This is a genomic window from Lujinxingia vulgaris (genome assembly GCF_007997015.1).
In the GTDB taxonomy this organism is placed as follows: Bacteria; Myxococcota_A; Bradymonadia; order Bradymonadales; family Bradymonadaceae; genus Lujinxingia; species Lujinxingia vulgaris.
Window position 1 is genome coordinate 106,115 of the sequence record NZ_VOSM01000004.1, and the last position, 12,141, is coordinate 118,255.

The 12,141-nt window shown below is 65.9% G+C and carries 12 protein-coding genes; 8 read left to right on the top strand and 4 right to left on the bottom strand.

Annotated features, from left to right (window positions below; genetic code table 11):
• Positions 1–171 precede the first annotated feature (171 nt).
• On the bottom strand, positions 172–1,593 hold the full coding sequence (locus FRC98_RS09765; RefSeq protein ID WP_146981168.1) for an MBL fold metallo-hydrolase: 1,422 nt from the start codon (positions 1,591–1,593) through the stop codon (positions 172–174).
• Positions 1,594–1,743: 150 nt separating this feature from the next.
• Here FRC98_RS09765 and FRC98_RS09770 point away from each other — a divergent pair, with 150 nt between their 5' ends.
• From FRC98_RS09770 to FRC98_RS09790, 5 genes are all read left to right on the top strand, one after another.
• The gene (locus tag FRC98_RS09770; protein ID WP_146981169.1) at positions 1,744–2,379 is read left to right on the top strand and encodes a tetratricopeptide repeat protein; all 636 of its coding nucleotides are present in this window, start codon (positions 1,744–1,746) and stop codon (positions 2,377–2,379) included.
• Between the two features lie 191 nt (positions 2,380–2,570).
• Positions 2,571–2,753: a hypothetical protein gene (locus tag FRC98_RS09775; protein WP_146981171.1), complete on the top strand. Its 183-nt coding sequence runs from the start codon at positions 2,571–2,573 to the stop codon at positions 2,751–2,753.
• 78 nt (positions 2,754–2,831) lie between these two features.
• A complete protein-coding gene (locus FRC98_RS09780; protein WP_146981173.1) occupies positions 2,832–3,191 on the top strand; it encodes a DUF1844 domain-containing protein in 360 nt (119 codons plus the stop codon).
• A complete protein-coding gene (locus FRC98_RS09785) occupies positions 3,188–4,303 on the top strand; it encodes a S1C family serine protease (protein ID WP_146981175.1) in 1,116 nt (371 codons plus the stop codon). The genes FRC98_RS09780 and FRC98_RS09785 overlap by 4 nt, the downstream gene beginning before the upstream one ends.
• A gap of 144 nt (positions 4,304–4,447) precedes the next feature.
• The gene (locus FRC98_RS09790) at positions 4,448–4,744 is read left to right on the top strand and encodes a hypothetical protein (protein ID WP_146981177.1); all 297 of its coding nucleotides are present in this window, start codon (positions 4,448–4,450) and stop codon (positions 4,742–4,744) included.
• Positions 4,745–4,767: 23 nt separating this feature from the next.
• Here FRC98_RS09790 and FRC98_RS09795 read toward each other — a convergent pair whose 3' ends face one another.
• Both FRC98_RS09795 and FRC98_RS09800 read right to left on the bottom strand, forming a co-directional pair.
• Positions 4,768–5,787, bottom strand: coding sequence for an L-threonylcarbamoyladenylate synthase (locus FRC98_RS09795; protein ID WP_230467470.1), 1,020 nt, complete (start codon positions 5,785–5,787; stop codon positions 4,768–4,770).
• A complete protein-coding gene (locus FRC98_RS09800; RefSeq protein ID WP_146981179.1) occupies positions 5,784–6,788 on the bottom strand; it encodes an HAD family hydrolase in 1,005 nt (334 codons plus the stop codon). Before FRC98_RS09800 ends, FRC98_RS09795 begins: the two co-directional genes overlap by 4 nt.
• A gap of 663 nt (positions 6,789–7,451) precedes the next feature.
• On the opposite strand from FRC98_RS09800, the gene FRC98_RS09805 reads away from it, so the two are divergent.
• The 3 genes from FRC98_RS09805 (at position 7,452) to lipB (ending at position 10,521) form a co-directional block, all read left to right on the top strand.
• Entirely contained in the window at positions 7,452–7,754 is a 303-nt protein-coding gene (locus tag FRC98_RS09805; RefSeq protein ID WP_146975692.1) for a type B 50S ribosomal protein L31, read from the top strand.
• A gap of 566 nt (positions 7,755–8,320) precedes the next feature.
• Positions 8,321–9,814: an HTH domain-containing protein gene (locus tag FRC98_RS09810; protein ID WP_146981181.1), complete on the top strand. Its 1,494-nt coding sequence runs from the start codon at positions 8,321–8,323 to the stop codon at positions 9,812–9,814.
• Positions 9,811–10,521 carry a lipoyl(octanoyl) transferase LipB gene (gene lipB / locus FRC98_RS09815; protein WP_146981182.1) on the top strand — a complete coding sequence of 237 codons (711 nt, stop codon included), beginning with the start codon at positions 9,811–9,813 and terminating at the stop codon, positions 10,519–10,521. Before FRC98_RS09810 ends, lipB begins: the two co-directional genes overlap by 4 nt.
• 113 nt (positions 10,522–10,634) lie before the next feature.
• Here lipB and murA read toward each other — a convergent pair whose 3' ends face one another.
• On the bottom strand, positions 10,635–11,927 hold the full coding sequence (gene murA / locus FRC98_RS09820; protein WP_146981548.1) for a UDP-N-acetylglucosamine 1-carboxyvinyltransferase: 1,293 nt from the start codon (positions 11,925–11,927) through the stop codon (positions 10,635–10,637).
• Between the last annotated feature and the right edge of the window lie 214 nt (positions 11,928–12,141).

The window sequence follows — 12,141 nt, forward strand, 5'->3', positions numbered from 1 at the left end:
TCACACACGCCGGACGAGGAGTTGGGGCTGGAGCTAAGGAGGGAGTTGAGGGGCGCGCCGGCGCGGCCTAAACATCGTCGCAGGCCAGGGGTTTGGCAACCCCATTTACGCGACAAAATGTGACGCAGCGCATCACCGCAACCCCGCGATATTATTGACGCATCGCATCATTTACAGATCCAGCCACTCCCCCGAGGCCGCCACGTGAATCGCTCCCTCAAAGCCCTCTTTCTGCAGGGCGCGCTTGAGCGCAAACCGCGCCCCGTCGCGGGCGTGAATCAGCGCGATCTGCGAGGGCTGAAGCTGGCCTGCGACGGCCAAAAGCTGCCAGCGCAGCGCATGGGTCGGGAGTAAGGCGTGCAGCACCCGGGCGCCGCCCTTTGCCGAGGTGCCACCTGTTGCCGAGGTGCCACCTGTTGCCGACGCGCCGCCTTTTACCGACGTGCCGGAAGCGGCCGAAGATCCAGCGCTCTCCTGACGGGCGCGCGCCAGAAGTTTTCCAGCAGGGCTGGAGCGGTGGGCGCGATTACTCACCAGCAGCGTGGCGGTGGGGTCCTCGCGCAGAAGTGCCAGCAGGGCGCCGGCGGTGGTGTTTTTCTGAAACTGATCGCCCACCGCAAGCGCCACCCCGCCGGCCTCCAGATGGGCGCGAAGTTCGCGCCGCGAGCCGTAACGAAGCCCTTTGAGAAGTTCCAGATTCTGCTGCACACCCACCGCAAGTGGCCCCTCTCCTGCTGCCTCGCGCCGCATCGCCTCAAGCACCGGCCGCATATACGCGTCGACCATCAGCCCCGGTGAGCGCCCCTGGCAGATCTCCCCCAGAATCATGGCGAGCTCCGCCCCCTCCCCCAGCGCCGACGCCCCCGCCAGCACCGCACCGCCGCGCTCCGAGAGCAACGCTTTGATGCGCTGCACCTCCTCGCCATACTCCACCGCATCGAGCTTCGCCTCATTGGCCAGCGTCGCCTCCATCACCAGCAGGTCGAGCTCACCCGCCCCCATCCGCGGCAACTCCGCGCCCCCCACCCACACCTGATCGTGCGCGCAGAAATCCCCGGTGTAGAGCACCCGCGCCACATCTCTCCCGCCCGGCGCACGATCATCCTCACTTCCCTCAAACGCCACCAGCGCCATCGCCGCCCCCGGCATATGCCCGGCCCCCAGCGCCGTGAGCCGCACCCCGGGCATCACCTCCACAGCCACCCGCCAGGGAGCGATCTTCACCTTCAACGCGATCGCCTCGGCCCGCTCCCGCGCCACCCCCTGGCTCATCAGCGCGAAGGGCAGAAGATCGCGCGACTGGCGGGTCATCCACACGTCCATCTTCGGCCAGCGCGCCACAAGTTCATCGAGCGCGCCCACATGATCGGCGTGCACATGGCTGACCCACACCGCCCCGGGCACCTCCCCCTTCGCCTCCAGCAAGGCCACCGCCTCACTGCTCTTGCCCGGACGCCCCACACGCCCGCAGTCCAGCAAGAGCTTGCCCCCCTCCCCACGCCCCACCAGATGCACATTCGGCTCTCGCCCCCCCGCCCCCTTAAGCGAAATGAAGCGCAGCCCCTTCGGCGTTATGCTTGAGTCTTGAACCATCGGCGTCTAGCCTGACATGTTCTGTGGGGCCTGCCTGCGCATCACATCAGCAGCCGATGCAGCCTGCACAGGCACCCTTTTGCGTTTCCCGACCCGGGACCAACTCCGGGTCTGGCCTGCCCAACACGCAGGTCTTCCTCAGGAGTGTGTATGACCTCGGGTGGTCGTCTTAACATCGATCTGAAGCGCGGCGCGATCCCGCTCTCCCTCTTCATCCTGGCCGTGCTCCACTACGGCCTGGGCGCCCCGCTCTGGGTGCTGGCCCTCTTCTCGTTGTGGATTCCCATCGCCTACATCCTGATCCCCTGGTACGCCCGCCGCCGCTGGGAGGAGTTCGACCGCACCTTCACCCAACATTTCCAGCGCGGCAAGCACCGCGAACTCCTGCAGGCCTACCGCAAAGAGTGGTTCCTGCGCCGCTTCGGCCCCCAGGCCGACATGCTCAGCAAGCTCGGGCTGATCTACAGCGCCCTTGAAAAATACCGCGAAGCCGAACACGCCTTAGAACAGGCCCTCGACGCGATGGGCTCCCCCGGCCCGCAGCAACTCTACTTCAACCTGGCCAACGTCAAGTTCGAGCTGGGCAAGTTCGACGACGCCATGCAGATCTACCTCTCGCTGCGCGGAAACTCCCCCTACCAGCGCGCCGCCCGCACCCAGATGGCGCTCATCGATCTTCAAAAAGGCGCCCGCGTCGAGCAGGCCCGCTCCTTTCTGGAGAGCGAGCGCCCCCGCGCCTCCGCCCCGATGCGCGAGCGCATCGACCGCGCCCTGGCCCGCCATTAAGTCCTCATCAACCCGTCAGGCGCACACCCGCCTTGCCAACTGGGCCTTCGGCCCTATAGTGCCCTGTGGCGCCCTGCGCGCATAAACCCGATACCGCCTCGGCCTGCTCGTCCTCTCACCCGGCGACGCGCCGGCCGGCCCCCTTTTTGACCGCTGCTCACCTGAGCCTGGTTGATTTCAGGAGTTGTTTCATGGCCCGTTCCAAAGACCGCAAGTACGACATCCGCACCCTCGACCGCTTCCTGCGCGACGGCAAAGTCTCCGACGAAGAGCATCAGGCCTACCTCGACAGCCTGCCCGACGTCGCCGAGAAGGCCGCCAAAGTCGAAGCCGACTTTGAAGAGAACGTCCTCGAGAAAAAAGATCAGGAATGATCCCCTCTCTCCCGGGAGCCGGCAGCCTCTGCGCCCGGCGGCTCCCGGGCAACCCGCACCACCGCGCCGGAGGCAGTGATGGCCGACCACGATGATCGCAATGGCAAGGGCTCCAACTCCACGTCCGAGCCCCGCGTCACCCCGCTCGGGGGCAACACCGGCGTGCACATCGCCTCGGCTCAGCCCGACGAAGCCCTCGACATCGACTTTGGCGGCTTCATCGTCAGCCTGGGCACAAGCTGCATGGTCAACCTGGGCAAATACCCCAACCCCGAAACCGGCAAGCTGGAGCTCGACCTCGACGCCGCGCGTCAGGTCATCCACATCCTCCAGATGCTCGCCGAAAAGACCCGCGGCAACCTCGAAGATGACGAGTCGCAACTGCTGCGCACGCTTATCTACGACCTGAAGCTGGCCTACGTTGAGGTCAAAGGGTGATCAGCGCGGGGGACCATCGACGCCGGCGCGCACACCTCGCGCTGGTTTCCCTGGCCGCGCTCCTTTTGAGCGCCTGCCAGCCCTCCCCCGACACCCCCTCCTCGCCAGATCCCGGCGAGGCCGCGCCCACGGCAGACGTCGCCGCCTCGCCGGCGGCGATGCCCCCCGACTTCTCCACCCTCGTGGGCAACGCGCGCCCGGCAGTCGTCAACATCTACACCCGCACCACCGCCCCGCGGCCGCGCTCCCCGCTGCTGCCCCCCGGCATGGCGCCGCCGGAGCGCGAGCAGCAGAGCCTGGGCTCGGGCTTTATCTTCGACAGCCAGGGGCTCGTCCTCACCAACGAACACGTCGTGCGCGACGCGACGCAAATCGCGGTGCGCCTGCTCGACGAGCGCGTCTTTGAGGCCGACGTCGTCGGCACCGATCCTCAAACCGACGTCGCCGTGCTGCGACTTCGCAACGCCGACAACCTCCCCACCCTCACACTCGCCGACTCCGACGCGCTGCTCGTCGGCCAGTGGGTCATCGCCATCGGCAACCCCCTCGGCCTGACCAGCACCGTGACCGCCGGCATCACCAGCGCCACCGGCCGCCAGGTCATCCCCCCCGGCGGCCAGCTCCGCTACCAGGACTTCATTCAGACCGACGCGTCGATCAACCCGGGCAACTCCGGCGGCCCGCTGCTCAACGTGCACGGCCAGGTCGTGGGCATCTGCACCGCCGTCGTTGCCCAGGGCCAGGGGCTGGGCTTTGCCATCCCCGTCAACATGGTTAAGACCATCCTGCCCGCGCTCATCGAAGAGGGCCGCGTCTCGCGGGCCTGGCTCGGCGCCTACGTCAGCGAAGTCCCCGACGCGCTGCGCTCCGAGCTCGACCTGGGCCCCGGCGGTGCGCTGATCACCCGCGTCATCGCGGGCAGCCCCGGCCAACTCGCCGGACTGCAACCCGGCGACATCGTCATGCGCATCGCCACAGAAGACGTCACCAACGCCAACCAGCTCTCCTGGGTCGCCTCCAATTTGCGCGTCGGTCAGCCCGTGCCCGTCAACATCCAGCGCGGCAGTGAGGCCCTGGAGCTCACCCTCACGCCCGCCCCCCAACCCGACTAGCACCGCCCCTCCACGCCCGACCTCGCACCGCACCCTTGGAATCAACCAAAACGTTCACACGTTTCTAAAGGGTCGTAATCACCGGGTTTTTTAGCCGCGCGCCACCTGCCATTTCTCAGCGCGGCATGTCTGTGGAGGATGATGATGAGCGCACAAACCTCTCGCTTTCCGCACTACCTGGCGGCCAGTTTCGTGGCCACGCCGCTGATCTTCTTCGCCTCCATGCTCATCATCGGCCCGGCCGTCCCCTTTGGCGTCTACCTCTTCATCGCCTGGTCCACCGCCGCCCTGACCAGCGCGCTGAGCTTCGCCGCCGAACCCGAGAGCCTCAACAGCTTCACCAGCGCCGAGCGCCTGGGCGTGCTCGCCGGCAACGCCATGATCGCCTGCCTGGTCGCCACCCTGGGCTTTATCGGCATGGCGCTCAGCCACGGCATCTAAGTCGCATCACGACGCCCGACGCCTCAACTCACCGCGCGCCCCAGCCGGTCGTGCACCGCCTCCCAGCCCTCCTTCACCGGCGGGGCCTCCACCCAGATCGCCTCCAACCCGAGCCGATCCAGGCGGTGGAGCGCCTCATAGAGTCCCGCCGCATATCCGGCGGCATCGCGCGGCATCACCACCGCCACCGTCCCCTCAACACGCAGCGCGCCGTACACCACACACCCCACTTTGATGTCAGCGCTCTTCGCCCGGCGCTCCGCCACCGCCTCTTCCAGAGCCTCACCCGACATCACCTTCAGCGGCACCCCTGGCGCATAATGCTTTCGCGCAAGCCCCGGAGACATCCGCGGCGCCTCCTCCTCCGGCATATCTTCCAGAAGCTGCACCTCCCCCACCACGTCGCGCAACGCCTCCAGGCTCACCATCCCCGGCCGCAAGAGCACCGGCACCTCCCCCACCAGGCTCACCACCGTCGACTCCACCCCCACGTCGGTCGCGCCGCCGTCGATCACCCAGCCCACACGCTCCCCCAGACTTTTCACCACATGCTCCGCCCGCGTCGGCGAAGTCTGGGTGTAGAGGTTGGCGCTGGGAGCGGCCACCGGCACGCCGGCAACCTCCAGAAGCGCCCGGGCCACCGGATGCGCCGGCACCCTCAACCCCACCGTCCCCAACCCCGCGCTCACCGTCTCGGGCACCACCTCGGCCCGCTCCACCACCAGCGTCAGCGGCCCCGGCCAGAACGCCGCCGCAAGCTTCGCAGCCGCCTGTGGCCACCGGGCCGCAAGCCCCCGCGCCTGCGCCTCATCCACCACATGCACGATCAGCGGGTTATTCGCCGGCCGCCCCTTCGCCGCATAGATCTTCGCGATGGCCGCCGCATCCAGCGCGTTCGCCCCCAGCCCGTAAACCGTCTCCGTCGGAAAGGCCACAAGCTCCCCGGCCCGCAACGCCGCCCCCGCCTCCTGCAAACGCTCCCGCTCGGGCGTCTCCCGCGACACACGCACGACCTTCACCAAACCCTCCGCATCCTCACTCACCGCCCGACCTCATCCTTCGCATCATCGTCCACGCCCAGGCGCCGCCTCAACATCTCCAACGCCACCTCCGGCGCCTCCAGGCTCAGCGCATCGCGCGACTGCATCATAAACCCGCGCGAGGGCCCCTCCCGTCGCAACAACGCATCGCCCTTATCCATCACCAGCGCATGCCGCGCATGGCACAACATCTCAAAGTCCGTATCCGCATCGCCCACCGCCAGAATCGGCTGCCTGCCGATCACCTGCTCAATCGCCTCGACCTTCCCCTCCCTGAACAGCACCGGCGGCGAGGTGCGCGAACTCAGCCGATCCCCCTCAAGTTCGACCCGATTGCCGATCACCCGCTCGGCCGGCACCCCCAGCAGCTCTGCAAACACCCGCACCGTCCAGATGTTCGTCGCCGAGACCACCCACACCTCCACCCCGGCCTCACTCAGCGCCTCCATCAATCGCCGCACCTCCGCGATCACCCGCACCCCGCGCGCGATCCGCACCTCTTCGCCCCGCGCCGTCCGCCGCACCTCATCGCTCAGCGGCCGCCCGAGTTCCGCCTCAATCGCCTCGGCCGTAAAACGCGCCATCTCCCCCGGCGTCAGCCCCACATGCAGCCGCACCGCCCACTCATAACACGCCCGCTTCCCCAACCGCTCCAACCGCCGCCCATACAACGCCCCCATCTCCGCCAGATAGCTTTCAAAGCGCGGATCCTCCCCCCGCACCTCCGCCCCCACCCCCAACAACCCCTGACTCAACCCCCGCAGCTCCGCTCGCCCCTCCTCCGGATGCACCAGCTCCCAGAACGCCTCCAGATCGTAGCGATACCCCATCGCCTCGATCAGATAATGCGAAAATAACTCCCCGATATCCCCCACAATGCACGTGTTATCGAAATCGAAGACCGCAACCTCCCCCGCCCCACCCTCAATCACCTCCCCCAACCGCCTGGCAATCGGCTCCGCAAAACTCCCCAGAAATCCTCGCCCCACACCGCCCTCCTGCATCGCTCCACTCCTCAAAAAGTCCCGTCCAACCCCACCCGGACTCTCCTACACTCTCCGCCCAACGTCCATTCCTTCTTCACCCCCCCAACCTCCACACACCAGAAGATCCCGCGCGCAGCGCCACAAACCAGAGAACCCGATCGCATCCAGGGCGGCCCCAACCCATCTCCCGCATAATAAAAACCCGAGCGCATCCAGGGCGTCTCCCGCCCTCCAAAAGCCACTTCCCGCAGACGATAAGATCCGAGCGCATCCAGGACGTCTCCCGCCCTCCAAAAGCCACTTCCCGCAAACTATAAGATCCGAGCGCATCCAGGGCGGCGCCTGACAAGGAGATAGGGATGAAGCTGTAGCAGCGCTACCGCGAATCCCTATCGACGCCGTCAACATCATCCTAAAACGCTCGGCGACGCTCGGCGCTTGTCATGGGGATAAATCTCCGCTACAAGCTCGGTCCGGTTTACGCGCGCCCGTGCCGCTTCATCTTCATCTGCACCGCCCGGCCCGCGCCTCAGACCCAAATTTTTCACTCGCCCGCGCGCCGACGGCGCCCGCAAGCGAGACCCACAGATCCGCTACTTTGTTCACCCCGGCCGCCCCACATGCCATGACGCGCTCAACGGAAGAGCGCCTCTTGTGCGGCCTGAGCTTAAAGGAGTCACCATGAAGTCCGATATCCATCCCCAGTACAACCCGGTGGTCTTCGTCGATGGCGAGCACGAGATCATCACCCGCTCCACCATGACCTCCAAAGAAACCCGTGAGATCGACGGTGTTGAGCACTACGTGGTTCCCGTTGAAATCAGCGCTTACTCCCACCCCTTCTACACCGGTAAGCAGAAGCTGATGGACACCGAAGGTCGCGTCGACCGCTTCCTCAAGCGCTACAACATGTCGCGCGACGAGGCCAACATGGCCGCCAGCGACGAGACCGGCGACGACGCCGAGTCCACCGACGAGGCCTGAGCTTCTAAGCCCCGGTAAGCCTTCGCTTCTCCGGGGTTTTTTGATCGATGGTGCGCCCGCCGGGAGCCTGATCGCAGCACGAAACGCTGGTCAACCCTCGTCGCCGCGCCCATCTTTCAAGCCTGGTCATCGGGATGCCCCCTCCCCTTATGGCGGGAGCATCCCTGCGGTCGGATTCGTCGGAATAGACCGACCGCCCCAAAACCTTTTGGAGATATCCAGGCGCAACGTGTCTGGCCCGGCTGGGGGTCCCTTTTCTTACTGGCCCCTCAGCCCGCCATCACGCGCCTTACGACATCTCTACTCAGACTTGAGACTCCTCCGCTTGGCCTCACATCCACGCGTCGCACATACCCAACACGGGCCCCCGGCGAAGCTGGCCGTGAAACGATCGGGAGATCTGTCCTGCTTTCGGACACCTCTCGCTCGGTTCACCGCGCTCGCCATCCGCTCCCGAGCACGGCTGTTGCCTTTTAGGCCGCGGCCTGCGTGTGCTCTGAGCGGCTTTGGCCCCGACGCGTCCCCCGACGCCGGGCGGTTGTCTCCACGACACAGGAGCACCACCCATGACTTTTGCAGAAGCCGCTATTGAGGTTCTTTTTCGCGCAGGACGCCCACTTCATTTCAAAAAGATCACCGAAGCCGCCATCAGCGAGAACCTCCTCTCCCACGTCGGTCGCACCCCCGAAGTCACCATGGGCGAGCGACTCAACCAGGAGCTGAAGAAGGAAGACAGCTCGCCGGTGGTCAGCGTGCGCCCGGGCGTCTTCGCTCTGCGCGACGATTACGTCAAAAAACTTGAGAGCGAAGGCCACGAGCGCCTTCCCCTGGGCGCTAAGCCGGCCAACCCGGCTAAAAGCGAAAAAACCGAAAAGCCCAACGGCAAAGCCGAAGAGCCCGCCGCCGAAGCCAAATCCGACGACGACGAGAGCAAGAGCCGCCGCCGCTCCTCCAGCCGCCGCCGTCGCCGCCGCGGCAGCCGCAACCGCTCCAACGAAGGGCGTGAAGAGAGCCGCAACGAGAGCCGCTCCTCCTCGGGCCGTCGTAAGTCTTCGTCGAGCCGCCGCAAATCTTCGTCGAGCCGCCGCAAGTCCTCGTCCAGCCGTCGTAAGTCGACGTCGAGCCGCCGCAAGTCCTCCTCGAGCAAGCGCGAGAAGACCCGCAACGATCGCGGTGGACGCCGTGGCGAGCGCAACGATGGCCGCCGCTCCGAGCGCCGCGACACCCGTCGCCCCGCCCGCACCGGCCGTCCCGCCAACCGCCACCTCAAAGAGGGGCCGGTGCGCATGGACACCATCGCCGAAGCCGCGCTGACCGTGCTCAACGACAACAACCGTCGTCCGATGAAGGTCAAAGACCTGGCCGACGCCATCTTCGAGCGCAAGCTGGTCCGCTTCCACACCCACGATCCCTCCGCCACCGTGCAGGCCGCCATCGCCGGCGACAACCAGATCCGCGAGCAGAAGGGCAACCGCCCCCTCTTCATCCAGTACGACCGCGAGCGCTGGGGCCTGACCGAATGGGGCCTCTCCTCCAGCTCCACCGAGCGCGAGCAGCAGATCCTCACCCTGGCCGAAGAGATCCGTCAGGACGCCGTCAGCCACCTCGGCCAGGCGCTCACCGACATCAAAGCCGAAGCCGTCGAGCACCTCGCGCTCACCCTGATGGAGCGCCTGGGCTACCGCAACATCAAGGTCTCCAAGCGCTCCTCCGAAGGCGATGTCTTCTTCACCTCCGACTGGCGCCAGGGCCTGGCCGACGTGCGCGTCTGCATCCAGGTCGTCGGCGACAGCGCGCTTGAGCTCCCTGCCAGCGCCGTCACCGAACTTCGGGGCACCCTGCACCACTACTCCGCCTCCGAAGGTGTCATCATTCACCTGGGCAAGATCAGCGCCGACGCCGTCAAAGAGAGCCGCGAAGAAAAACTCGCTGCCATCACGCTCATTGACCGCGACACCTTCGTCGAGCTGCTCATCAAGCACGGCATCGGCGTGCGCACCTACCAGACGCCGATCACCATGGTCGACACCTCCTTCATCGAGGCCCTGGCCTCGGCATGAAGCTTATTCGCCCCGGTCTCGTCCCCTACGGTCAGGCGCTGAGCTGGCAGCTTGAGCTGCGCCAGCGCCTCCAGGAAGGCCGAGCCCACGACCCCACCGGCTACCTGCTCTGCCTGGAGCATCCGCCGGTGGTCACGCTCGGCAAGCGAGGCCGGGCCGAAGACATCTTCGGCCTGGACCAACTCCGAGACCGGGGCACCCAATTCTTCAAAATCGATCGGGGCGGAGAAGCCACCTACCACGGCCCCGGCCAGCTGGTGGTCTACCCCATCGTGCGCCTCGATGAGCTGGGCATCGGCGTCGTCGATCTGATCCGCGGCATGGCCGCCTCCCTCTCCCGGGCGCTGGCCGAATACGGCGTCGGCGCCGACTACGACGCCGACCACCCCGGGCTGTGGACCCACACCACCCCGCCCCGCAAGATCGCCAGCGTGGGCATGCGCGTCTCCGGCGGCGTCACCACCCATGGCGCGGCCATCAACCTCATCAACGACCTCATCCCCTTCTCGCTCTTTGTGCCCTGCGGCATGCCCAACGCCCCGGTCACGCGCCTCCTCGACCACCTCGACGCCCCCGCACACTGCACCGTCGACGACTTCACCGATCGCTTCCTCACCCACTTCGCAGCCTTCCTCGACCGCGCGTTTGAGCCCCTCGATCTGGCCCCCCCGCCCCCCGAGCAGGCCGCCCCCCCGATGCCTCTTTGACCCAACGAGGCATCGAGCGACACACCTAGCAACAAAAAACGCCGCCCCGTTCAGGGCGGCGTTTCTCGTTTAAAATCAAGCACTTAATCTGACTCGCGGTCAGAAAATGTGCCTCAGTCAACAGGCAAGCGTTTAATATTCGCTCCCAGAGCATTGAGCTTCTCATCGATCCGCTCATAGCCCCGGTCGATCTGGCGCACGTTGTAGATCGTGCTCGTCCCCCGCGCGCACATCGCCGCGATCAACAGCGCCATGCCCGCGCGCACATCCGGCGACTCGAGCGTGGAGCCGATCAGCTCGCTGCCGCCCACCACCACAACCCGGTGCGGGTCGCAAAACACGATCTTGGCGCCCATCGCAATCAGCGAATCCACAAAGAACATCCGCCCTTCAAACATCTTCTCAAAGAAGAGCACCGTGCCCTTACTCTGGGTGGCCACCGTGATCGCGATCGACATCAGGTCAGTCGGAAACGCCGGCCAGGGCGCGTCGTCCACCTTGGCCATCGCGTTGTTCATATCGTCGCGAATCACAAGCTCCTGGTCGCCCGGCACAAAAAGATCTTCACCGCGCAGCTCGGTTTTGACGCCGAGTTTTTCAAACACCAGGCGAATCATGCGCAGATCGTCGGGCACCACGCCCTCGATCGTCAGCTCGCTGCCCGTCACCGCAGCCAGACCCGCCAGCGACCCCACCTCCAGGTAATCCGGACCGATGGTGTGCTCACAGCCCCACATCCCCTTGGCGCCCTTGATGGTGAGGATGTTCGTGCCGATGCCCTCAATACGCGCGCCCATCGCCACGAGCATGCGGCAAAGCCCCTGCACGTGCGGCTCACAGGCGGCGTTGCGAATCACGGTGGTGCCCTGCGCCAGCGCCGCCGCCATGACCGCGTTCTCGGTCGCCGTCACCGAGGCCTCATCCATAAAGATCTCGGCGCCGCGCAGCTTGTCGGCCTCAAAGGTAAAGCGCCCCTCACTAAAATCGATCGTCGCCCCCAGCGCGCGCAGCGCCAGAAAGTGCGTATCCAGACGACGACGCCCGATGACGTCACCGCCGGGAGGCGGCAGCTCACAGCGCTGGCTGCGCCCGAGCATGCTGCCCGCAAAGAGAATCGAGGCGCGCACCTTGCGGCAGAGCTCCTGATTGAGGTTCGTGCGGTCGACATTCTTGTTGACCACCCGCACCACGTTCTCCTCGATCCACTCGTGTTCGCCACCCAGGTCGGCCATCACCTCCAGCATCACCTCCACGTCGCGGATGCGCGGGACGTTGCGCAGCGTGATCGGCTCGTCGCTCAGCAGCGTCGCCGCCAGACAGGGCAACGCTTCATTTTTGCTGCCTCCCGGGCGAACCTTCCCCGAGAGCTTACGACCACCTTCGATGACGAACTTTTCCATGGATATCTCGACCTTTACAAAACGTCTGCGTGACCTGTGGTGCCTCTCTAAAAGGCGCGCGCAGGTGTACCACGACGCTCGCCAGGGCCACAACCACCCCGGCGAGGATGCAGCGAGCATCGCTTAACACCGCCAGCCCCCAGGACAATCGCAACGTCCCACAAGGTTTTTTTATGGAGAACCCACCCAATCCGTAGGGAGGGGTCTTGTGCCCCTCCGG

Excerpts from the sequence above, each read along its gene's own strand:
- FRC98_RS09765 (WP_146981168.1), bottom strand. The coding sequence starts at position 1,593 with ATGGTTCAAGACTCAAGCATAACGCCGAAGGGGCTGCGCTTCATTTCG.
- FRC98_RS09770 (WP_146981169.1), top strand. The coding sequence starts at position 1,744 with ATGACCTCGGGTGGTCGTCTTAACATCGATCTGAAGCGCGGCGCGATC.
- FRC98_RS09775 (WP_146981171.1), top strand. The coding sequence starts at position 2,571 with ATGGCCCGTTCCAAAGACCGCAAGTACGACATCCGCACCCTCGACCGC.
- FRC98_RS09780 (WP_146981173.1), top strand. The coding sequence starts at position 2,832 with ATGGCCGACCACGATGATCGCAATGGCAAGGGCTCCAACTCCACGTCC.
- FRC98_RS09790 (WP_146981177.1), top strand. The coding sequence starts at position 4,448 with ATGAGCGCACAAACCTCTCGCTTTCCGCACTACCTGGCGGCCAGTTTC.
- FRC98_RS09800 (WP_146981179.1), bottom strand. The coding sequence starts at position 6,788 with ATGCAGGAGGGCGGTGTGGGGCGAGGATTTCTGGGGAGTTTTGCGGAG.
- FRC98_RS09805 (WP_146975692.1), top strand. The coding sequence starts at position 7,452 with ATGAAGTCCGATATCCATCCCCAGTACAACCCGGTGGTCTTCGTCGAT.
- FRC98_RS09810 (WP_146981181.1), top strand. The coding sequence starts at position 8,321 with ATGACTTTTGCAGAAGCCGCTATTGAGGTTCTTTTTCGCGCAGGACGC.
- lipB (WP_146981182.1), top strand. The coding sequence starts at position 9,811 with ATGAAGCTTATTCGCCCCGGTCTCGTCCCCTACGGTCAGGCGCTGAGC.